The sequence below is a fragment of the Methylophaga lonarensis MPL genome (assembly GCF_000349205.1).
GTDB classification, from domain to species: Bacteria; Pseudomonadota; Gammaproteobacteria; order Nitrosococcales; family Methylophagaceae; genus Methylophaga; species Methylophaga lonarensis.
Genome location: NZ_APHR01000039.1, coordinates 18787 through 41971 on the forward strand (window position 1 = coordinate 18787; position 23185 = coordinate 41971).

At 48.4% G+C, this 23185-nt stretch carries 15 protein-coding genes; 9 read left to right on the top strand and 6 right to left on the bottom strand.

Annotation, left to right across the window (positions count from 1 at the left end):
* Positions 1 to 29 precede the first annotated feature (29 nt).
* Both MPL1_RS07740 and MPL1_RS07745 read right to left on the bottom strand, forming a co-directional pair.
* Positions 30 to 4121 (bottom strand): OmpA family protein, encoded by a 4092-nt coding sequence (locus tag MPL1_RS07740; protein WP_009726573.1) that lies wholly within the window; start codon positions 4119 to 4121, stop codon positions 30 to 32.
* Positions 4118 to 9847: a hypothetical protein gene (locus tag MPL1_RS07745; RefSeq protein ID WP_235045554.1), complete on the bottom strand. Its 5730-nt coding sequence runs from the start codon at positions 9845 to 9847 to the stop codon at positions 4118 to 4120. The genes MPL1_RS07740 and MPL1_RS07745 overlap by 4 nt, the downstream gene beginning before the upstream one ends.
* A 572-nt stretch (positions 9848 to 10419) precedes the next feature.
* Between MPL1_RS07745 and MPL1_RS13260 the strand changes: the two genes are divergently transcribed.
* Positions 10420 to 12507, top strand: coding sequence for an ABC transporter substrate-binding protein (locus tag MPL1_RS13260; protein ID WP_161604014.1), 2088 nt, complete (start codon positions 10420 to 10422; stop codon positions 12505 to 12507).
* The gene (locus MPL1_RS07755; RefSeq protein ID WP_009726576.1) at positions 12500 to 13231 is read left to right on the top strand and encodes a response regulator transcription factor; all 732 of its coding nucleotides are present in this window, start codon (positions 12500 to 12502) and stop codon (positions 13229 to 13231) included. The genes MPL1_RS13260 and MPL1_RS07755 overlap by 8 nt, the downstream gene beginning before the upstream one ends.
* Before the next feature lie 13 nt (positions 13232 to 13244).
* Here the strand turns inward: MPL1_RS07755 and msrA are convergent, their stop codons facing one another.
* The 4 genes from msrA to MPL1_RS07775 form a co-directional block, all read right to left on the bottom strand.
* Positions 13245 to 13748, bottom strand: a complete 504-nt coding sequence (msrA, locus tag MPL1_RS13850; protein ID WP_009726577.1) for a peptide-methionine (S)-S-oxide reductase MsrA — start codon at positions 13746 to 13748, stop codon at positions 13245 to 13247.
* A gap of 15 nt (positions 13749 to 13763) precedes the next feature.
* Positions 13764 to 14207, bottom strand: coding sequence for a peptide-methionine (R)-S-oxide reductase MsrB (gene msrB / locus MPL1_RS13855; protein ID WP_009726578.1), 444 nt, complete (start codon positions 14205 to 14207; stop codon positions 13764 to 13766).
* Between the two features lie 145 nt (positions 14208 to 14352).
* A complete protein-coding gene (locus MPL1_RS07770) occupies positions 14353 to 14823 on the bottom strand; it encodes a nuclear transport factor 2 family protein (protein ID WP_009726579.1) in 471 nt (156 codons plus the stop codon).
* Positions 14824 to 14835: 12 nt separating this feature from the next.
* A complete protein-coding gene (locus MPL1_RS07775; RefSeq protein ID WP_009726580.1) occupies positions 14836 to 15579 on the bottom strand; it encodes an SDR family oxidoreductase in 744 nt (247 codons plus the stop codon).
* Between the two features lie 176 nt (positions 15580 to 15755).
* Here MPL1_RS07775 and MPL1_RS07780 point away from each other — a divergent pair, with 176 nt between their 5' ends.
* The 7 genes from MPL1_RS07780 (at position 15756) to MPL1_RS13705 (ending at position 23185) form a co-directional block, all read left to right on the top strand.
* Positions 15756 to 16655, top strand: a complete 900-nt coding sequence (locus MPL1_RS07780) for an AraC family transcriptional regulator (protein ID WP_009726581.1) — start codon at positions 15756 to 15758, stop codon at positions 16653 to 16655.
* Positions 16656 to 16742: 87 nt separating this feature from the next.
* Positions 16743 to 17939, top strand: coding sequence for a Fic family protein (locus tag MPL1_RS07785; protein ID WP_009726582.1), 1197 nt, complete (start codon positions 16743 to 16745; stop codon positions 17937 to 17939).
* Positions 17911 to 19413 (top strand): type I restriction-modification system subunit M, encoded by a 1503-nt coding sequence (locus MPL1_RS07790; protein ID WP_009726583.1) that lies wholly within the window; start codon positions 17911 to 17913, stop codon positions 19411 to 19413. Before MPL1_RS07785 ends, MPL1_RS07790 begins: the two co-directional genes overlap by 29 nt.
* Entirely contained in the window at positions 19410 to 20168 is a 759-nt protein-coding gene (locus MPL1_RS13265) for a hypothetical protein (RefSeq protein WP_009726584.1), read from the top strand. The genes MPL1_RS07790 and MPL1_RS13265 overlap by 4 nt, the downstream gene beginning before the upstream one ends.
* A gap of 22 nt (positions 20169 to 20190) precedes the next feature.
* Positions 20191 to 20490: a hypothetical protein gene (locus tag MPL1_RS07800; RefSeq protein WP_009726585.1), complete on the top strand. Its 300-nt coding sequence runs from the start codon at positions 20191 to 20193 to the stop codon at positions 20488 to 20490.
* On the top strand, positions 20477 to 22024 hold the full coding sequence (locus MPL1_RS07805) for a type I restriction-modification system subunit M (protein ID WP_009726586.1): 1548 nt from the start codon (positions 20477 to 20479) through the stop codon (positions 22022 to 22024). The genes MPL1_RS07800 and MPL1_RS07805 overlap by 14 nt, the downstream gene beginning before the upstream one ends.
* Before the next feature lie 3 nt (positions 22025 to 22027).
* Positions 22028 to 23185: a restriction endonuclease subunit S gene (locus MPL1_RS13705; RefSeq protein WP_009726587.1), complete on the top strand. Its 1158-nt coding sequence runs from the start codon at positions 22028 to 22030 to the stop codon at positions 23183 to 23185.

Genomic DNA, 23185 nt, shown 5'->3' on the forward strand with positions numbered 1-23185 from the left:
AGCAGACAACAATAGAACTCACGTCGAACTTAATATTTGCCAATCAGGTTGAAAAACCAGCCCTGACTACGGAAATCCATATCGGTCAGATCATCGCTGAAGTCAGAAAAGTTATAGCCCACACCTGCTTTGAAGTTGGTGGCAAAGTGCCGGTAGACGCCAACCAGTGCACCGGTACGTGAATCTTTGGCTGCAAACTCATCGCGGCGGCGCATTTCAACCATGACGTCCCATTTGTGCACTACGTGCCAGTCGGCTCTTACTGCGATTAACTGGCCTTTGCTGTCGAACCAGTCTGCTGAACTATCGCGGCTCATACGCAGCTCGCTCAGACGATAGGCATAGCGTCCACCAATGCTCCAGCGTTCTGTCAGGTCATAGATGGTGTCGATGGCAAATACATGGCTGCGCTGTGAATAATCAACCAGATTGCCGGTGACTGAACGTTGTTCAGGTGGGGCAAGATCTGACAGGAAGGTATATTTAACCAGCGTGTTCCAGCGATCATTCAGTACTGGTCGATAGGCATAGCCCAGCGATGCTTCAACAAAGTTGCCGTCAAAGAATGAACCGTTGCTGGAGTCGCCCAACGCCATATTCAATTGACCAATCATGCGCCAGTCGGGATCAATCTGATAACTGAGGTTATTTCGTGTCAGCCATACCGTTCTGTTCTCACCCGAGAAACGATCTCGACGATATTCCAGTGAACCTGCATAGCGAATGGCTTCTTTGCTGTAGCCAATTTTGCCGGAGATGGCCTGGCGACGAATTTCATTGTCGGTTTCACTGTTGAGTCGACCAAAATCCGCATTCAAGCCATAACTCCAGTAGTCATTTGGCGCGAAATCCAGCCCGTAGCCCTGAATCAGGCCCGTTTGTTGAGAACCATGCTGATAACGTTGTTCTGCATGCACACTGGTTGTATCGTTCCAGCGCGAGCGAACACCGGTCACGGCCTGACCCATACGCGAGCCGATGCCATGATCTGTGCGGTCATTGTCTCGCTGATAATTCAGGTACATATTGGTTCGATCTGAAGCGGCATAATCCAAACCGGCTTTGGCACCAAATCCCAGATCGCCATCGGAAACTTCACCGAGCATGCGTGTTCTGTCACTGATTCGGTAGCTACCGCCCAAACCGACACGGTTGTTGTTGCGACGATTACCATCTTTTTTGACGGTGCCCTGAACAAAACCATGAGTGGTCCAAGGTTCATCATCGGGAGCATATTCAAGCTGTAATGCCAAATCATCCCGACGACCGCTGTGGTCGGATGACAGGGTTTTTCTGTCTTCAGAACGATAACCGCCTGCGACTGCCCATTCATCATTAAGTTGATGCGCGATACCCAGCTCAGCACTCTGATCCTTGAATACCGATGATTGTTTGGTTTCATCGGCACGCAGGATAATATCGGTATTGTCAGTCAGCGGCGTGATCAGTGTGACGCCCGATTGACGTGTATCAGCTTGAGTCAGTCTTCCTGGCGCATTAAAACCGCTATCACGATTTTCATGATAAAAGGTCAGTTGACCGCGACCTTCAAAGCCCACGTCACTGAGGCCCAGTGAGCCTTCAACACGCTCGGCATTGGCCCGGCCACCAGATAAAGCGTTCTCGGTAAAACCAAAACCGCCATCGAATGACAGTTGCTCGTTAACAGCTTCGCCTTTGGTGCGAGCGACTTCGACTTTGAGCCAGGTGCGTTCAGTATGACGCAGCGTCATATCAACGCCTTCGAGGTCTTGTTGTTGCCCCAGATGTTCCTGACGGCTTTTGGTAATGCCCAGTTGTACCGAGTCATTGACCCAACCCGTGGCTCGTCCGCCCATTGCCAGGTCGTTCAGCCTGCGGAATCCGGGTGTGTATTCATAAGTCACCACCAGATAAGACGGGTTGCCAGACAGGCCACCACCAGTTCTGACAATCGAGTTGTCATCAGCGATGGCCGACAACGGACGATTCAACATGATGCGACCTTGAATAGCATCTATTTCGTAGTCGATACCATAGGTCAGATATTCAGAATGAATGACCAGCCCCGAGTTTTTATCACGAATTTCCACCCTCACAGATTCACTGCCTGAGGCGATATCCTGATTGCGTAAAAAGTACAGTGAGCCGCCAGTTCCCAGGAATTCCTCACGGGCGGATGTAGTGCCGGGTTCTGCTGCAAAACCTTCGACTACAACGCGACGTTCGCCAAATGCGGTAAAGCCATCCGCACGATAGCGTGCTTGAGCACCATACAGGCGTCGGTCAATCTGAGTCAGCTCGTTGTCACGATTTTCTTGTTGAAAATTACCCCACATGGCGTGCGATTTGCCATCTTCGATCCGCACATAACCTTTGCCTTGAGTAGGCGCATCTTCGACTAGTGTTGAGTCATCACCAAAGGTTGCCCAATGACGATTGGCATCCATCCGGCGCAGAAATTCACGCGGGTTTTTGTCATTAAAGTTGCTAAACAGGCTGCGAACCGGTTCTTCACCGGTATCGATACTGGCTGTGACGGTGTATTTGCCGTCAATTTTGCCTTTGGTGTAAAAGGCGAGGCGGCCATCGACATATAATTTGTCGTCGTAATAACGATCTTCACCGGTGACCAGTCGGGCGGGGCCAGAGGTGTTTTGCTGACCTACGGTAATGTCGGCAATGGCGACGGTGAACCAGTCACGTTCAGGCAAACGCAAGTCGCGTCGGTAGAGACGACCCTGGCCATCTGGATCAATCACGGCGACTTCGACACTATGTTCACCACGGGCAATGATCTGTGTAGTGGCAAAATTACCTTGACGATCCACCGGCACCGGATCGCCCATCACAAAGACTGCATAACCTGGTTGCACACCTTTACCATTGACGGTGACTGAGCCACCAGCGACGGGAATACGATGGTATTGCAAACGGTTACCGCCGGTGACAGCTAACAGATCGGCTCTGATTTCCTCAGGATTTGCTTCATATTCACCCTGCGTCAGTTGCAAAGGCAGCATTTCGGTCTCGTCATAACGACCATTAGCATCATATACCCGCAATTGATAATAGAGTTGTGACGGCAGATTATCTGTTGGAACCCATTCACCATTGAGCAGGGGATCCAGTGCCACGGTTTCCAGCAACTCGGCTTGTGACCAGCGTGATGGTTTGCCGTAGATACGAACTTCACCGGATTCCACCCAGGACATATAGTTGCTGTAACCACGGAAATAATGCGTTTGTCCGGGCACGGCCATTCGCGGTGCTGACGCAACATTCAATCGGGGTTGTGCCGACAGATTGTCATAGCGAACCTGCAGATGTGCTTCTGCCAGAGCGACATCCACACAGCGTTGCTGATCTGCGGTGCCTGCGGCATGTTCGCCCATTGGTTGGCCATCAACACTGATACGGAAAGGCGCAACCGCTTCAGAAGTTACCTGACCAGCGGTACAACGGAATTCAGAGTTTGAGATGATTTCGTCATACCAGATTTCAACCTCAACGCGTCGATTCAGTGCCATGCCTTCGGGCGTGGCATTGGTGGCGATTGGTTCATCAGGGCCACGACTGTCCAGTTCGATTTGACTACTGTCGAGTGACAGATTTGCAGCCAATAATTCTGCAACCTGTTTGGCCCGATCCAGACCTAATCCATAATTGTCGCCATAGATCATGGCTGTGCGTGCTGACAATCTTTGTGGGTCGGTATGACCAATCACCCGGATACGCAGGTTGGATTTATCCTGCAAACGGCGAATCACATCGCTCAATTGTTCTGCATAATTGTCGGGCAGAATTGAGCTGCCTGACTCAAAACGTACCTCTGGCATAACTTGCTGCAAGGTTTCGGTGTGATCATCACGCAATATCAGCACACCTGCCGTCAAATCAGACTGATCCGGCATGTGCCAGAGCACCAGTCGTTCTCTTGGCAACTCTCGTTCACCTTGTTGAGGCAGGGGAGGCAGATTGCCCAGATTTCCTGGACGTCGTTGCAGCAGTGATTGGTCTTCCATCGCACCACGTGCACCTGACAAGCCACAGCCTTTGTCTATATCGCATCTTTCTGCAAATGCAGGGGTGGAAGATGAAGCTGCAATGGCAAAGAACAGTATTGAGTTACGCAGTTTCATCGTGTCACCTCCGTGATTTCCGTACCGGGAATGATTTCTTCTTCTATGAGCAGGTCATAACAGCAGTCCTGGTCTTCCCAGCGGTGTTTTATCCATTGCCGAACACGATCAATGCGTGATTGAGCAGACTTGAGCTCCTCCTTTAAATCCAACTGATAGGCGATGCGTAATATTGATGGTTCTTGATGCAGCAGTGGCAGTAACTGATGCATCTGCTCGCTAAACTCTGGCAACAGATCGTGGTTGCTGTCGAAAGCTTCTGAGGTCAGATCCAGGCGCACTACACGATGAATGGCAGCGCCAAAGTTCAGTTTCACCATTCGGCCCTGGGTCACTCTGACAACACGAGGATTTTCAGTGGTGACACGGTAGCCACTGGGCAAACTGCGTTCATCCAGCTTCAGAATAAAGTTGCCGCCACGCAGCTCACTTGGAACATCGGCACAGGCGACATGAAAGCGTCCGTGATCATCGGTGGTGATTAACCAGCCTCTCGGCGAGACGAGGCGCACGCCGGGAATACCTGGCTCACCCTGGTTTTGGTAGCCATCACGATTTTTGTCATCAAACACCTGACCGATGATGTCGGTACAGTCAAAAATCGGATCTGGCACCACGCGAACAGTGGCCGTGGCGGTATTGGAAATCCGGGTGTTGGAGAGACTATTCATCACCCAGGCACGGTTCACATATTCATTGAAACCGACACCGGAACCGACGACCAGCAACAGTTGTATGGTGATTTCCTGTCCCGGCTCCATGGTTGTTTCAGGCCAGCGCAGTGTGCGGCCATTGACTTGAGGTTCTGAATCAACCCCATCGACACGGGCAGAGCCGGATACATATTGGAAACCCGGTGGAATCAGATCTTCAATCCGCACATTGGTTATCACCGATGACAGGGTGTTGGTGGCTCTAATTTGATAGGGGACTAACTCACCACGGGTCACATTGACTTTGGGCGAGGTTTTGACCACTCGAACTGCGCCACCGAGAATTGGATCCAGCGGAATATGATTTCTGAGCACATCACCCGACGCACCGGCACCAGACGTTATCAGATTAAAGCGGAAGTAATATTGCGTGGTTGCCTGATTGACCGGGTTGAGTCCAGCAGCGCTCAGCGGACAGGTATCCGGGTTGTGTTGCTCGGCAGCATCTGGTGGTGGGTTATCACTGTTCTGCACATCCCAAGGGCCGCCACTGTTTACATCAAGCGAATTGCTACATGCGGGTATCAGCTCGGAGGGGCCCGGTGCATAACCGCCGGGTGAAACCACACGAATCGAGTACTCCTGGGGGGCCGCATGTTCATAAGCGGCACAGGCCGGATCAGTGGTGTCGAGCAGGAATTGATAAATACCAGTGGCATTGGTGACGACAGGATTGATGCCGCCCACCAGACAGGCAGGATTGACCGGAATTCCGTTTTGATCTTCAAAAAACACCTGGGCACCAGGCACTGGTTGACGCGTCAAGGCGTCGTAGATCACACCGGCCGGGTCAATAGGCAAGTTTTGTTCGGTAATATTTTGCCCGGGATTCAGCTCAATGCCATTGATAACACGTGGCCCCGGTGTGCCGGCATCACCACCGGACTGGGGAATGCCAGCTAGCCCATCATTGTTGGCAAATTCGATGCTAAATGAATCATAGGTTTGCATCGGATTGGCAACCGAAGTGTCTCCGGTGACCGGTAAGCCGGTGAAGCGCCATTGGTCATAACCGGCTGCATTACAGCGAAGGTTGTCAAACTGGTAGAAACCATATTGATCGGTTTGCAGGCGACAAATTTCTTCACGACCGCCGCCGCTTAATTCTGCCCACAAGATGACTTCCCAGCCCTGAACCTGAGGATCCTGTTGCGGATAGACTGGACGTTCACGATTACGGTTACGGTCAAAATAGACATAACCACTTACCGATGGCGGAATCAGGGTGATTTCGTTTGACGCTACCCAGAAGTCGTAGTCAACGCCGGTGCCATTAACAGCGGTCAGGACAATGCCTTCCATTTGTTCTGCTGTTGTAACGGTGCCGGGTGAGTCTGTTCCCGTGCCTAATTGAGCACCTTGATCCTGAGCTGTCATGGGGACATTACCGCGATGAACGGTATATCCAGCAGGACTGCTGGGTGGCAAATCAAAACTATAGGTGCCGTCGGCGTTGGTTAAGCCAGTGATGTTGATGGGATTTCCGTTGAAATCTTCACCGCTGACAGTGATTGCGATGCCACCAATAGGGGTATCAGTCACGGCATTAAACGGATCGTTGGGCTGTGTAGGATCCGCCTTTTGGAATACGCGACCAGCCAGAGTCAAGCGTTCGACGGTGATATCTGTCGTTTGCTCGTTGTTGGTGAGGTCGGTATCAAATGTCAGTTCATTGGAAGAAACAGTCGCCGTGTTGGACAGGGTGGGCGTAGTCCATTCGGTGATGCGTACCGGAATGACCACGGTTGCTTCAGCGCCAATGCTGACGGTGCCAAAGGAGCACAGCACTGAGGATTCTCCGGCTACACCTGAACAGGTGGTGGTTTCAAAACTGCCATTGTTGACGGTGACAACTGGTGGGCCGGTCAGCTCCATCCCAGCAGGCAGATCATCGACTAGCTGAACTCCCAGCGCCTCATTTGGACCATTGTTACGGACGACTACGCTGTAGTCGAATGGTTGTAATACGGCGACGGCAGGTGCTGAGGCAACTTTCTCAACAACTTCCATATCTGCCTGAATACGCACTGTGGTATTTTCCGGCTCAAAATCATTGACCGGGTTTGGATCATCTTTGCCATCGCGATGCTCTTGGGAACGTGCAATGACATAGTTGGTGTAAACGCCTCGCGTTTCAGCCTGAAGCAGCATTCGGAAACTGATGCTTTCACTGCTCAGCAGCACATCGGCTACATCACAGACGATGTCTGCCGATTCCAGTGCTGGATCCCAACCACCATTCAGGCCGGTGTAGGTTGCTGGCGATACATTGCCTGCACCAAAGGCATCAATGGCTGGTGCTGAACATGACACCCCCGCAGGCAAACCCGGTGTACCGTCCATTTGCTCGAAGCCCTGGAAGGACAGGCCAGCGGTTGGCAGGGAATTGTATAAGCGGACTTGACTGGCAACGGAGGGACCGAAGTTAGTCACAGTCAGTGTGTAGGTGACTATGTCGCCAACCTGGAGCGGATCCGGGCTGTCTACCTGGGTGGTTGCCAAATCAACTTCAGCATCAGCGACAGTTACGCTGACATTGCTGTCATTGTTGTCCAGTGTGACTTCAGGCGTTGCCGTTGTGGACACCACTTCATTGAGCAGTGTCTCACCCTCAGTGCCATGATTGGGGCGGACAACAATTGTCACTGTACGCTGAGCATTGCGCTGAATGTTTGTCCAGTCGCATATCACTTCCCGGTTAGCCAGTGTTGTGGTTGAGTTGGCAGCAGGTGTTGTGGTGCAGCTACCACCACCGCTGGCACTCGCCGAAACAAAAGTGACATTCAGCGGCAGAGTGTCGGTGATCGAAACATCGCTGGCGCCAGAGGCACCTGTGGTTTCATTGCGAACAGTGATGGTGTAAGTAAGCTCGGTACCGGCCGCTATCGGAGTAGGGCTACCAGACCAGTTAGCGGTTTTGATGGCAGAAATATCGGCGCGTGGTGTGACCGTTGTGTCGTGATCATCTTCGTTATTGCCATAGGCCGGGTCGGAAGTCACGGAGGAATAGGCACTTGCTTCATTATTCTGTGTTCGATCAATGCCTGAGGTGGTGTTGCCCATTGGACGCACTTGTACTGTGACAACCGGGCAGTTGCTGCCCTCGATACAGACCGGGATTGAGTCAAACGTACAGGACAGATCACGACTGGTGACATTGGCGGCACTATCGTTGGTACAACTGCCAAGTGTTGCAATGCCGGCAGCGACGGTTGCACCTTCAAAACCATTGTCGGGGCCGCCATTGAACAAATTGGTAAAGCTGTCATTCAAGGTGACTGATGTGGCGGTATTCGGGCCGTCGTTGACGATTTCCAGTTGGTAGGTCAATACCTCACCGGCAACAACGGTGGCATCGCCGGTTTTGATCAGTCGGAGATCTGCACTGTCATCGCCAATTTGGCCTTCAATGCCACTACTAACGCAGTCATTGCCGGGGTTATTATCAGCGGGGTAGTTAAATCCTGCTTCTGGTGTATTGGTAACACACATTTGATTGCTGTGTGTGCCCACTGCGGTCGCCACGGTATTCAGAATTACCGAAGGGCTGGTGGCACCTGCTGCAAGTGGTGAACCGGCGGTGTAGGTTCGGGTACAGGTAATCGTGGCTGGACCATCGATGGGTAATGGATCCTCGGTTGAACTACAGATCCAGCCGTTGAGCGTGTAGCTGTCTACTCGGAGGCCTGCAGGCAGCGTGTCGGTCATGGTCAACTCGCCGACAAAGGCGACATTGCTGTTGTTACGCACCCGAATCGTAAAGGGGAAGGCTTCGCCGTCGACTACGCGCAGGGTTTGTGCCGGGCCGGATTTAAGTGCTTCCAGATCAAAAGCCGGTTCCTGAACAGTAATCGACAGAGAAAAATCGTTATTGGTGGGATCTGTGTCTGTAGGGCTGTTGGCACTGATGGAGACCGTATTAGGCAAGTTGTTGCCATAGCCAATAGCCCTGACAGCAATGCTGACTTGACCGATGTTGTGATTGAACTCGCCATCGACACTGCCGCCGCCATCAGCACGGGTACAAGTGATGTCTTGACCTGCGATATCGCAACTCCAGCCATTTTGCACAAATGGCCCTGCAGTCAAAATCTGGAATGCCGGATCAAGCGTCGCAGTCATGGTCAAATCTTGTGGTTGACCACCGCTGTAGCTTGGATTCAGGTTGATGACAAACTCATCAAGTTGCACCAGAGGACTGGCAGGTGACCGGCTCATGGTGACGCTGACATCAGTGGCCGCATTGATATCGGTATCAACGATAGCTGTGTTGTTGTCAGAGATACCATCAAAAGTATCTGAACCTACTGATGCAGACGTAGAAATCTGACTGGGTCCGGCGGCTGATACCACGCCAGTGATTGTGCCTATGTTCCAAGTGTTACCAACCGTCAGCGACCCTGTCGTACAGGTCACTACCTGACCAACCTGATTACAACCGGCTGGCAGCGCACTTGTTCGGCTAAAGCCCGGTGCAAGATTAATCGTGGTACTTAGATTGACGGCACTATCCGGGCCGAGATTGTTAACGCTTGGGGTATATGTCAGTACACCGCCGGAGTCGACTGGGTCGGCACTGCCGATGAGGATCATTTCAAGATCGGTACCACTGATAACCGTGACATTACGCAGTACGGTGTTGTTATCTAGATCAGGGTCGAGGGTGTCAGCAGTTACTGTGGCGGTATTGGCAATGGTTGTCGGGCTGGAGGAAGTAATGATAGCCGTCAGGGTAATCGTCGCTTCGGCATTGTTGGCGAGTGTGCCGACATCGCAGGTGAGTGTGCCGCCGGTAGGCTCGCCAGAGTGCACGCAGCTACCCTGATCAGTGGTGTGGTCTACATAGCTGGTCGTAGCTGGCAGGCTGTTGATTAGCTCAATACCCTCGGAAACATCCGGTCCGTTGTTGGTGATCCGCAAGGTAAAAACAACTTCATCAGTGGCATTGGCTGAGGGTTTGTCGACGGTGTGGTTAAGTACCAGATCAGCATTTGCAGAGACTGTTCCAGCCATACCCATAAGCAATATGCTCAGCAAGGCGGTGGTGAAGCGATTTCTTTGCCCTGAGGTATTTTGGGATATCACTTGATGAGTCGAGTGATAGGTTTTGACAGAATTATTAGATGTTTGATGTTTTGAAATCAGTTGTCGACACTGGCCGACTATCCAACTCGCCATAACGACAAAGCACTGTGGCATAATCCTTTTCACCCCGTCTTGAATGATGCTGAGAAAATCTATTTTTGCGTGCTGAATCAAAGACCAATGCGGTTCTGAGTATTTGATAAATACTTCCTGAAATCAGCAGGCACACCTTAATTTATTCAATCAGTCATAAGATTAGGGGTCACCACACGATTTATTACGATTTGTTGCAAAACCTTTCAAGCTATTTCCTTGTTGGCCGATTTCCTCTAAAAATACCGTTAATGAAATAACTAATTGCCATTTATATGAAACATTGGATGTTTGTGTTTTCCTTATCATCAGCTAAGCGATCTAAAACAAAAAAAATAATGCTTACGGGGGTATTGATTGCCATGGTTATGGCAATTTTTCCGGTGGAGGCTGAGGTAAATTCTGTCGTGAGGTTGCAGCTGAAATGGGAACATCAATTTCAGTTTGCCGGGTATTACGCAGCCATTGAACAAGGCTATTATGATGAGGCAGGCATTCAGGTAGAGCTGATACCCGCTTCACCCGAACGGGAGCCGGTTACAGAGGTGTTGCAGGGGCGTGCTGAATTCGGGGTGGGTAACTCAGAGCTGTTATTGCACTTTTATCAGGGCGATCCGGTGGTCGTGCTGGCGGTTATTTTTCAACACTCCCCTTTGATATTGCTGTCGAGAACCGAGAATCCACTGCAGACCTTACATGACCTCGATGGTCAGCGGGTTGCCATCGAACCGGGTACAGCAGAATTATTCGCTTATCTGAAACGAGAAGGTGTCAATCCAACGCAGTTCGATGTGGTGCAACACGCTTATCATCTTCAGCCGCTAATTGATGGTGAACTGGCGGCACAATCAGCCTACAGCACGACTGAAACATTTGAACTCGAGAGTCGTAGAATTGGCTATCAGATTTATTCACCTCGCTCGGTCGGTATTGATTTTTATGGTGATAATCTCTTCACCACGCAAACAATGCTGGATGAAGAACCGGATTTGGTAGAAAACTTTCGCAAGGCGAGCCTGCGGGGGTGGTTTTATGCGATGGATCACCCGGAAGAAATTATCGAGTTGATTCTGGAGAAGTATCCCACCAGCCGTTCACGAGAAGCATTGCATTATGAAGCTGAGAAAATGCATCAGCTGATGCGTACAGATCTGATAGAACCCGGCCACATGATTACAGGACGTTGGCAACATATGGCCAATGTTTACAGCGAGATTGGCATGTTGCCGGAAGCGTTCTCTCTGGAAGGATTTCTGTATCAGAGTGAGCCGGAGCAGATTGATCTTCAGGCGATCTATGTCAAATTGTTTATTGCCAGTGCCCTGGCAGCTATTTTTGCTTTTTTGACGAGCACCTTGGTGCACTTCAACAAGCGACTTCGAAAAAGTGAGCAGAAACTCAGGGTCTTGTTTGACACAGCGCCACTGGCCTATATCGTGCTTGATCAGCGAGGCTATATTAAAGAGTGGAATAATGCTGCCAGCAGAATTTTCAACTGGCCCAGAGACGAAATCATTGGTCGAAATACCTTTGATACGATTGTTAACGCCGATGACAGTGCTGCTGTAAAACAGGTGTTTGAGCGCACGGTCAATGAGCATAGCCCAGTGACTTTCATGAATAGCAATCTAACGCGTGATGGCAAGGAAATCACGTGTGAGTGGGTCAATACGACCTTTAATGATAATAGCAACGATGATGAAGTCTGGATTTTGTCCATCGCCTCTGATGTCACGGAAAGAGCGGCGATTGAGAAAGCATTAAAACAGGCCAGAGATCAGGCGCAGGAAGCTCTGAGCGAGCATAAGCAACTGATTTCCATGTTATCTCATGAGCTTCGTTCACCATTGGCGACAATTGCTTCTGCTAATGCTGTCATCAAGGCTGCGATTGGTCAGGGTGACTTCAAAAATACCGCTTTGATGAATACTCGGATTAACTCTGCGATTCAGCGCTTGCGCCGCTTTTTGGATAACCTGATGGCCGATGACAGACTTAGCACGGTCAAATTTTCCAGTCAGCGTGCCAACATTGATGTGCAGCGAATTGTCCATAAAAGCGTTACTGCTTCACAAGATCAGTACCCGCATCGATATATCAACATCAATATGACAGGGCCACGGGAGATTATTGGGCCGGACTCGGTGTTGCTGGATGTGGTCATTACCAACTTGCTTGATAATGCTATGAAATATTCTGTACCGAACACAGCGGTATCGATCTCTATTGAATCTGCCGTTGATAATTCGCTTTGTCTGGAAGTGCATAACTTCGGTCCTGCAATTCCAGAAAAACTGCATGAAGAGATCTTTCATAAATATTATCGGGCAGAGCTTGAGCAAGCCAGTGGAACAGGCTTGGGCTTGTATCTGGTCAAGCGAATTGCAATTTCATACAACGCTTCAATTCAAGTCACTTCTTCTGATGAGGAAGGCACAATGTTTCGCGTGATATTTCCTTCTGTGGAACCATCGGAGGCAAACAGGAATGAATAAACAGACCCCACGACTTGCCGTTGTGGAGGATGATCCTGAACAACGCGAGACGCTACAGGCCTGGTTGGAGTTGAACGACTACTCTGTCTGGAGTGTTGGCAGTGCAGAGTCGTTTTACAAGATGGCGGCTGTTGATCCGGTTGATATTCTAATCATCGACCTTGGGCTTCCAGGTGAAGACGGCACGGCTACCATTGAACATCTTCGAAAATATTCTGATGTTGGCATTATCGTGGTCAGTGCGAGAAGCCGTGCCTATGATCGCGTTCAGGCGATTCAGTGTGGTGCAGATATCTTTCTTGTTAAACCGGTCATTCCTGAAGAACTTGTCTCCTGCATTGAAAGCCTGTGGCGACGTATTCAGTCTTCTACCGGCGTGACGACGCAATCTAAAAGTATGGATGAACAGAGTCAGGATACGGATGAAGTCTGGCGATTAATGGGATCACAGCGTCAACTTATCAGTCCCAATGACATTGCGGTGAAATTGACGCCAAGTGAGTTGGCAATTATGACTGCCCTGGCACGAGCCCAAGGGCCATTGTCACGGCATGACATCATCATTGCGCTGGGTGCTAATCCCAAGAGCTTTCAGATGAATCGTATTGATGTTCACCTCAGCCGTTTACGCAGCAAGGTTAACAATAGCTGTCAAATGAGTATACCCATCAGTCTGTTACCTGGTTCCAGGCTGGAATTTCATGGCAAGATTTTGTTGCTTTAGCCATAAGCCAAAGTCATTTTGACAGCTTCCAATTTGGCCGAATGTAGTGACAGGTATAGCCAGTTGGATGCAGTTGCAAATAATCCTGATGTTCTGGTTCTGCTTGCCAAAAATCACCGACTGGTTCCACTTCAGTGACAACTTTGCCCGGCCACAGGCCTGATTGGTTCACATCATCAATGGTTTGCCTGGCAATCTCGGCTTGTTGTTCAGAGGCGTAATAAATCGCAGAACGATAACTCGGACCACGATCATTACCTTGCTGATTCGGTGTGGTTGGATCGTGAATCTGAAAGAAAAACTCCAGTAGCTTGCGATAACTGAGTTGTGTCGGGTTGAAGATGACTTCTATGGCTTCGGCGTGGCTGCCATGATTGCGATAAGTTGCATTGGGCACATCACCGCCGGTGTAGCCTACCCGTGTTGAGATAACGCCGGGTAAAAAGCGAATCAGCTCCTGCATTCCCCAAAAACAGCCGCCTGCCAATACCGCGCGTTCAGTTGATTGTTCAGTCATGTTCTGGTGTGCCCATCATTTAGAAAACAGCTTTTTATAGTCGCCGTAACCTTGATTTTCAAGATCATCCACAGCGATAAATCTCAGTGATGCCGAGTTGATGCAATAACGCATGCCGCCATGTTCCGCCGGGCCATCAGGGAATACATGCCCAAGGTGACTGTCGCCATGTACCGATCGTACTTCAACTCGGCGCATGCCAAGACTGTCATCAAATTTTTCCGTGATGTTTTCAGCTTGAACGGGGCGGGTAAAGCTGGGCCAGCCGGTGCCACTGTCAAATTTATCTATTGATGCAAACAAGGGCTCACCGGAGACAATGTCGACATACAAACCCGCCTCATGATTATCCCAGTAGGCATTATCAAACGGTGGCTCGGTACCGCATTGCTGGGTGACGTAATGTTGCTGCTGGGTCAGTTGTTCAATGGCTTTGGATGATTTTTTGTAACTTGTCATGACAATCAGGGCCTTGTAGGTGCTTCAAGTTGCTGCCAGTACACACCTGGCAGCGCGTTATCGGTTGAATACTGACTCGTCAGCGACAAAGTCGTTCCCAAACAAGACTTGATTATCGTTCAGTTTATAAACAACGCAATATGAATTATTTATCCTCAAGCTCAATAGCCATCACCCGATCAAACGCATGTAAATCAAGCACCGCTCTGACGCGACTGACTTTTCCGTGTTGCATGGTAAAAAACCAGGCGTAGCTGTTTTGATAGCGTTCACCGTTAATCAACATTGCTTCGGCCTCAAACAGAATGATAATTTCGTCACCTGCCTGATAGACCTCGTGCCAAAGCGGTGTTAATGGCGTTGCCAGTCTTTGATTGAAAGGTTTGATAATTGCCTGCTGCAATATGGCAAGACTGTAGGTTCCTGCCGATGGGCTTGGCCCCATGACAGTCCATTGCGTAGTGTCAGCAAGCAATTCAAACGGGGAAGCTGTGCCTTGCGCCCAGCCGCTAAAGGCATTTTCGATCCGTTGTTTATCATCAAGTGTTTCTGCAATCACAAGATCATCGGTGACAAACATGCAGCCGCAGAGCATTAAATATGACAAGGTTTTCATCATAAGCTCTCGTTAAAATGAATGGCCATGACTGGCCACAGTGCGGATCACCAGTTCGTTGACATCGACATTGTCCGGCTGTGAAATCGCGTATAAAACCGCATTGGCAACCGCCTCGACATTCAGAGACGTATCACGGAATTGCATCAATAATCCTGCGGCCGTTTCGTCAGTGATATCGTGACCTAATTCAGTGGTGGTGACGCCGGGAGACAGCACCGTTACCCGAAGCTTGTCGGTTTCCTGACGCAAGCCTTCGCTGATTGCTCGCACCGCATATTTACTGGCACAGTAAACGGTACATAAGGGCGCAATAGCCTGTGCGCCAGTGGAAGCCGTATTGATAATATGGCCGCTGCCTTGTTGTTCCATGATTGGCAGTACCGCAGCGATGCCATTCAAGACGCCTTTAATATTGATATCAACGATGTTGTTCCATTCATCTGTTTTTAAAGCGCGCATCGGCGACAACGGCATAATGCCGGCGTTATTAAACATCACATCTATTCGGCCAAAGTTATGTTTGGCAAAACTGACAAACTCTTTCATCTGCTGCGCATCGGTGACATCCAGTTGCCGATAAGCCGCTTGGCCGCCGCTATCTTTGATATTACTGACAATCGCTGCCAGTCGTTCTGTTCTACGTGCGCCGAGCATAACGATGGCGCCATTTTTGGCCAGCACTCTGGCAGTGGCTTCGCCGATGCCGCTACTGGCACCTGTGATCAAGATCACCTTGTTTGCTACGTTCATCATAAATTTTCTCCATTCAAATTTGCTGTCTAAAGTGGCGATTCAAATGGTAGAGGCGAAGCTTCGAAGCTTGGATACATAGAGCTACAAGAAAATTGCCTTTTTCTACAATCCGCTGTGTTTTCAGTTTGCTCTCCGCCTATAATTGATGACAGTTAAGCTATTGGGATAAATAGAAAATGAGTCAGAATCAACTTCAAGAACTTGCCGGTTTAGTTGATAAATTCTCTTTGGGGAATGGCATTCACAGCACAGCGATTGATGGTCTGAATTGTATAAAGCTGGGCGAAATAAATGATCGCCTGCCTAGTGTTTATACGCCTTCATTGTGCGTTATCGTTCAGGGCAAAAAGCGGGCATTGCTGCACGATGAAATCTATCAATACCAACCTTCAGAATATCTGCTGGCATCCGTCGATTTACCGGTGATAGGGCAAGTCATCGAAGCCAGCCAGGACAAGCCATACCTTTGTCTGCAAATTGAACTGGATTTACATCAACTGGCTGAATTAATCGTCCAGACCGGGTTTTCCGTTAACAACAACCTGACCAGTCAACGCGGTATTTTTGTCGGCAATATGGATGCTGCACTGAATGACGGGGTATTAAGGCTTGTCCGCTTATTGGAAGCACCGAAAGATATCCCGCTGTTGGCGCCGATGATTAAACGGGAAATTTATTATCGATTACTCAATGGACAATATGGACAGGTCATTGCCCAAATGACGCAATCAGGCAGCCATATGCAACGCATCTCAGCGGCGATTCAAATATTAAAAGCCGACTACAACAAACCCATCAAAATTGAAGATCTGGCAAACCAGGTAGGCATGAGTGTTTCTTCATTTCATAGTCACTTCAAAGCCGTCACCGCCATGAGTCCGCTGCAATATCAAAAACGACTCAGACTGATGGAAGCGCGAAAAATCATGTTGGCCGAAACACAGGATGCCGCCGCCACGGCCTACCGTGTCGGTTATGAAAGCCCCTCTCAATTCAGTCGTGAATATGCACGTATGTTTGGACTTCCGCCCAAACGAGACGTTAGCCTGATACTGAGTAATCCGGCTATTGCCTGAACACTGAATCCTTAAAACTGGTCTTTGAGCCGAATATAACGCATAATCGGCTCATATTATGATTTGATAAGGTGTCCTATTCGGCTCATGTATATCTGGGAACAACTCGATTGGCCTCAGTTTTCCTGGGATGAGGTAGCACTCAAACCCAAACTAGACAAAGTGCGTCTGTTGCAGGGACGACTGATCGGCCAGACAGAAACTGCACCGGCTCAGGCCGATTTGCAAGTTGAAATGGATGCGCTTATCCAGAACGCCATTCGTACCAGCGAGATTGAAGGCGAACATTTGGATGTGGGATCCGTGCGTTCCTCTGTCGCTCGCCAGCTTGGTCTGGAGAATGCAGGCTTTCCGAATAGAACAACGCCAGAATCCGAATCAATCGTTGCATTATTGGTTGAAGCGACACATCATCCCGATGCACCAATGTCTCAGGCACAACTCTGCCAATGGCAAGCCATGCTTTTTCCTGTCGGGCCTGGCGTACTATCTGCAATCAACATTGGCACGCTACGAGGTGAACAGCCAATGCAGGTTATCTCGGGTCGTCTGGATCGACCCAAAGTGCACTTTGAAGCCCCACCACGTGAGCAGCTGGAAGCTGAATTGGAACGTTTTATCACTTGGTTCAATGAGCCTCCTACCACGCTTGACACCTTAATTAGAGCGGGCATTGCACATCTATGGCTGATAACGCTACACCCATTTGATGATGGTAACGGCCGTGTGGCTCGGGCAGTGACTGATCGAGCCTTGGCACAAGCAGAACGACAATCTGTTCGTTTTTACTCCTTAAGTGCCGCCATCATGACTGAGCGTGATGCCTACTATAAACACCTGGAACAAACGCAAAAGGGTGGGCTGGATATTACCTTGTGGCTCGCCTGGTTTCTGAATAGTTTGCAAGCAGCCTTGGAACAAGCATTACAGCGTGTTGACCGGGTCTTAACCAAGTCACGTTTCTGGCAACATCATGCGGCTAAGGTGCTCAATGAGCGTCAGATAAAAGTTTTGAATCGTTTGCTGGACACATCTGGCGAAGCATTCGAACACGGTATCAATGCTGCGAAATATCAATCACTTGCCAAAGTCAGTAAAGCGACTGCAACAAGAGATTTAACGGAACTAGTCGAAAATGGCTGTTTAATCAAACTGCCTGGCGGTGGCCGCAGCACCCGATACACGGTTGCTTTGGATAAAAGTGACAGCAACCAGGGCATGTGTAAGCAAAATAACCAGTGGTTAAAAAATAATAATGACATTAATCAACTTAAAAGACCTTGAAGCACATTTGTGGCAGGCAGCCCACATTATTACTGGGCCGATAGATGCGGCTGATTACAAAACCTATATTTTCCCAATACTTTTCTATAAGCGAATCTGTGATGTTTATGACGACGAATATCAGCAGGCCTTAAAGCAGGTAAACGATAAGGAGCTGGCCCATGGACCGATGTTTCACCGAATCCAGATTCCAAAGGGCTGCCATTGGAGCCATGTATTTGGACAAACAAAGGATATTGGTCAGGCCTTAAAAGATGCGTTTCGTTGCATTGAGCTTTCAAATTCTCACTTACTTGGCATCTTCGGTGATGCATCATGGACCAATAAAGAAAGGCTGTCAGATGAATTGTTATCAACGCTATTAAATCACTTCAATAAAGTGAATTTAGGTGTGGCAAATGTACGTACTGATGACATGGGCCGAGCATACGAATATTTGATCAAGCGCTTTGCAGATAAAGCGAATAAAAAAGCGGGAGAGTTCTATACCCCTCGTACAATTGTTCATTTGATGGTGAACATTCTTGACCCGAAAGCGGGTGAGAGTGTCTATGACCCAGCATGTGGAACTGGCGGCATGTTGTTGGAAACTGTTCACCACGTTAGGGAAAATGGTGGTGATCCCCGATTGCTAAAGCTTAAAGGGCAAGAGCGAAACTTAACGACAGAAGCAATTGCCCGAATGAACCTGTTCCTGCATGGTCAGGAAGATTTCGATATCGTCCGTGGTGATACACTTCGCCAGCCCAAATTCCTAAAAAATGATCAACTAGAAACATTCGACTGTGTAATCGCTAACCCACCTTTTAGCCTAAAAGAGTGGGGATATGGTGTTTGGCAGGCTGCACCATACAGCCGAAATCAATTTGGAATGCCACCAAAAACTAACGGTGATTTTGCCTGGGTTCAGCATATGTATGCCTCTTTGAATGAAGAGGGACGCATGGCTGTAGTTTTACCTCATGGAGTGTTGTTCAGAGGTGGTGCTGAAGGAAAAATCCGCACTAAACTGCTTGAAGGCAACCATATCGACGCGATCATCGGTGTTGCACCAAATCTATTCTATGGAACAGGTATTCCTGCTTGTATTTTAATACTCAAAAAGCAGCGGCCGATAGACCATAAAGATCATGTATTGATCATTAATGCTGAAGAGATATTCACCAAAGGCCGTGCCCAAAATACGCTTTCTGAATCCCAAGCCGATGACATCTACAAAATCTATCACGACCAACTTGAACATGGGCCCCAGCAATCGCATGAAATTGAAGGTGTTGCTCGATGGGTTGGCATCAATGAGATAAAAGAAAACGACTTCAATCTCAATATTGCTCGATATGTGCAGAAGCCACTTGAAGAAGAAACCATCACTGTCGAAGCAGCATTAAAAGATTTTCAAGAGAAATTAGTGGCTTTGGAAAAAGCTGAACAAGAGCTCGAAGAGTTATTAATCAAGGAAGGATTTGAGACATGAGTTTGATGTGCAGTATTAGCGACGCAGAATCAAATCAATTAACAATGGCGCTCATCAAAGCAGTAAATGACGCAATTGCCTCTGGAAAGGATGAGCCTGATATTGTTGCAAGACTAACTGAAAATATACCAAGTCAGTGCAAGCTCGTTAAGAAAATAGGTTCTTATGACGTGTCTGTCGGAGGCGTTTTTATCCATCAAACTCCCAAAGTACATTTTGACGGAATGAAAAAAAACAGTATCGAACTTGGAGATTTGTTACTCATAAGTACCGTAAAAAAACTATCTGGAGAGATCACGAGGAAAGCCTTGTTACTCCAGGCAAAAATTATCACGAAGCTTCCAGTCATAGATACCGGTAACGATGACCAACATGAGTTGTATCGAGACTGGCCAGTATTTGAATACGTTCGTTCAAGCCCCTCTCTCAACGGTAAGACGCGTTGCATCACTGGCTTCGATCTCTACCCCGCTGCAAAATATCTACTTTTCTCAAAACCATTAAATCCCTCTGGTGGTTGGCCTCATTGGATTCACTCACGCGTGGTTCATGCGAATGCACTAACTGCTTACCCTACAGATAAGCTGAGTTCTTACGAATGTTTTGTGAAAGAGCTTCATGATTTTGTACTGTCAGAAAAAGGCAAATCTTTCGAGTTGCTTGAAAATTCTGAATATACCTATTTGAACGAATTACATGAGACAGCTATAGAGTGCTCACCTACAGTTGCAAAAGCTTTTTTTTCTTTTTATTGATGATGTTAAGGGTTGGTCGTTGATGATTAATGATTTGCTTAGAGTGACAGCAGAAAAAACGACTAGATTAATGGCAACAGCGAAAGGTTCAACTGGAAAAGCTGCTAGAGGTGTTAATGTTACTGAGATAACTGCGTTAATGACTTCTGACTCGACATTTAGGCATTTCATGAATGTGGAAGGATCAGATGATTTACCTCCAAACAACAATGAAATAGAAACAAACGATAATGAGTTTGAAGGTGATGGCATAAGCGTTATCGAATTTGTGTTGACTGAATCAGAAAATCCCCAAGAAATGAGACCCGATGAGCACGCTTAATAAAAAGAAATTAGAAGACTTACTCTGGGGCGCGGCTGAACTTCTTCGTGGGCAAATCGATGCCTCGGACTATAAGCAGTTCATCTTTCCCTTGCTGTTTTACAAGCGTTTGTCAGATGTGTATCTGGAAGAATATGTTGAGGCACTCGAAATCCATGAGGGTGATGCTGAATACGCCGCCATGCCCATGTTCCACCGTTTTGATATCCCACAAAAGGCACATTGGGAAAAGGTGCGCCACACCAGCAAAAACATCGGTGAAGCCATTCAAAATGCGCTGCGCCTCATCGAAGCCAACAACCCGCGTTTACATGGCGTGTTTGGTGATGCCCAGTGGACCAACAAAGAGCGTTTGCCAGATCACCTGCTGGCAGACTTGATTGAACACTTCAGTAAAATCCCACTGGGCATTCAATCAGTCGCTCAAGATGACCTGGGTGAAGCCTACGAGTACCTGATCAAAAAATTTGCTGACGACTCAGGTCATACCGCTGCTGAGTTTTATACCAACCGTACTGTGGTGCATTTAATGACCCGTATCATGGGTTTAAAACCGGGCGAAACCGCCTATGACCCAACCTGCGGCACCGGCGGTATGTTGCTCAACGCGGTCATGGATTTGCGTTCACGAGGAGAGGAATGGCGTAGCGTTCATCTGTATGGGCAAGAGGTCAACCTACTCACCTCAGCCATCGCCCGTATGAATATGTTTCTGCACGACATTGAAGAATTTGATGTGCTACGCGGTGATACCCTGGCTGAACCCAAGTTTATTGAAAAAGACCAGCTCAAGCAGTTTGATGTGATTTTTGCCAACCCGCCTTATTCCATCAAAAAGTGGAACCGCGATAAGTTTGCTGCCGACCCTTACGGCCGCAATCTTTACGGTGTGCCACCGCAAGGCTGTGCCGACTATGCGTTTTATACCCATATCATCAAAAGCCTGAAACCTGACACCGGCCGCGCCGCTATGCTCTGGCCACACGGCGTGTTGTTCCGTGATTCCGAGCAAAGCATTCGTAAGCAAGTGATTGAGTCGGACATTATTGAAGCGGTGATTGGCCTGGGGCCAAACCTGTTTTACAACTCACCGATGGAATCCTGCGTGGTGGTGTTGAATTGCAATAAACCTGCTGAGCGCAAAAACAAGGTGTTGTTTATTAATGGTGTGGAGCACGTTACTCGAGAACGCGCCCACAGCCGCTTGTCGGATGAGGATTTGGCAGTGCTTTGTGAAGCTTACTTTGCACCAGAGCAGCAAAGCGACATTACCGCTTTGGTGGATATCGACACCATCAAAGAGAACCTCTACAACCTGTCGATTCCGCTCTATGTGCAGGCCCAAAACAATGGCGAAGTGCACGACATCGAACATGCCATCGAAGCATGGAAGGTTAGCCGGGTGCAATTGAAAAAGCAGACCAATAAATTATTCAAAAGCCTTGCTGAGCTGGGATACGACATACAAGGAAGTATTAGTGTCGCGGAAGGCAGGACGCAGGGAGCGACCGAAGTTGAAAGCAAGGTGGAGTAGTAAATGACAGAACAACAATTACCCGAAGGCTGGCAAATGGTGAAGTTTGGCGATATCGCCAAACATATTTCCAAGCGTGTCGAGCCCAGTGAAACCGACCTTGAAATTTATGTCGGGCTGGAACATTTGGACCCAGACAGCTTGAAAATCAAACGTCATGGTGTTCCCGGTGATGTGGCAGGCCAAAAACTGTTGGTGAAGAAAGGGCAAATCATTTTTGGTAAACGCCGAGCCTATCAGCGTAAAGTGGCCGTGGCAGACTGGGATTGTATTTGTTCGGCGCATGCCATGGTGCTTGAGGCGAACCCCAAAAAGGTATTGCCTGAATTCTTGCCGTTTTTTATGCAGTCTGATGCATTTATGAACAGAGCCGTGGCAATTTCTGAGGGGTCATTGTCACCCACTATCAAATGGAAAATCCTTGCTCAGCAAGAGTTCCTTATCCCGCCACCAGCTAAGCAAAAATCTTATGTATCCATTCTGAAGAAGATAGCATCGACGATTCAGCTATCAGAAGAGGCTTTGGAGAGCGCGAATTTATTACATGATGTGCTAGGCATACAGAGTTATAGCGTCGCTGAAAGGTTTGAGACCCTGGATAGCTTGTGCTTAAAGATTCAAGATGGAACACATTTCTCGCCTAAAGGCATCGGATCGTCTGGTGACTACCAATATGTAACATCAAAAAATATACGTATGGGAAAAATGGAGTTTTTGGAAAGAGAATACATTTCCACAGAAGAGCACAAAAAAATATACGCCAGGTGTGATGTAAAAAAAGACGATATCTTACTTACAAAAGATGGGGCTAATACCGGAAACGTGTGCCTCAATGAACTCGATTGTGAAATTAGCTTGCTATCTAGTGTCGCATTTTTGAGAGTTGACCCGGATAAAGCTGACCGTAACTACATTTACTACTGGCTTATGTCAAAAATTACACAAAGAGATATTTCATCGCAAATGGCCGGCAATGCGATAACTCGACTTACTTTAAAAAAAATAAAGTCTATGAAAATTCCACGCCTTGAACTCAATCAGCAAAGGCAGGTAGGTGACTTGCTAGCAAGAAGTCATGCATCAGTTGAAACATTTAACCATAAGATCGAGCAGCTGCGTCAATTAAACAGATCGATTTTGGCAGCCGAAGCAGAACGATGA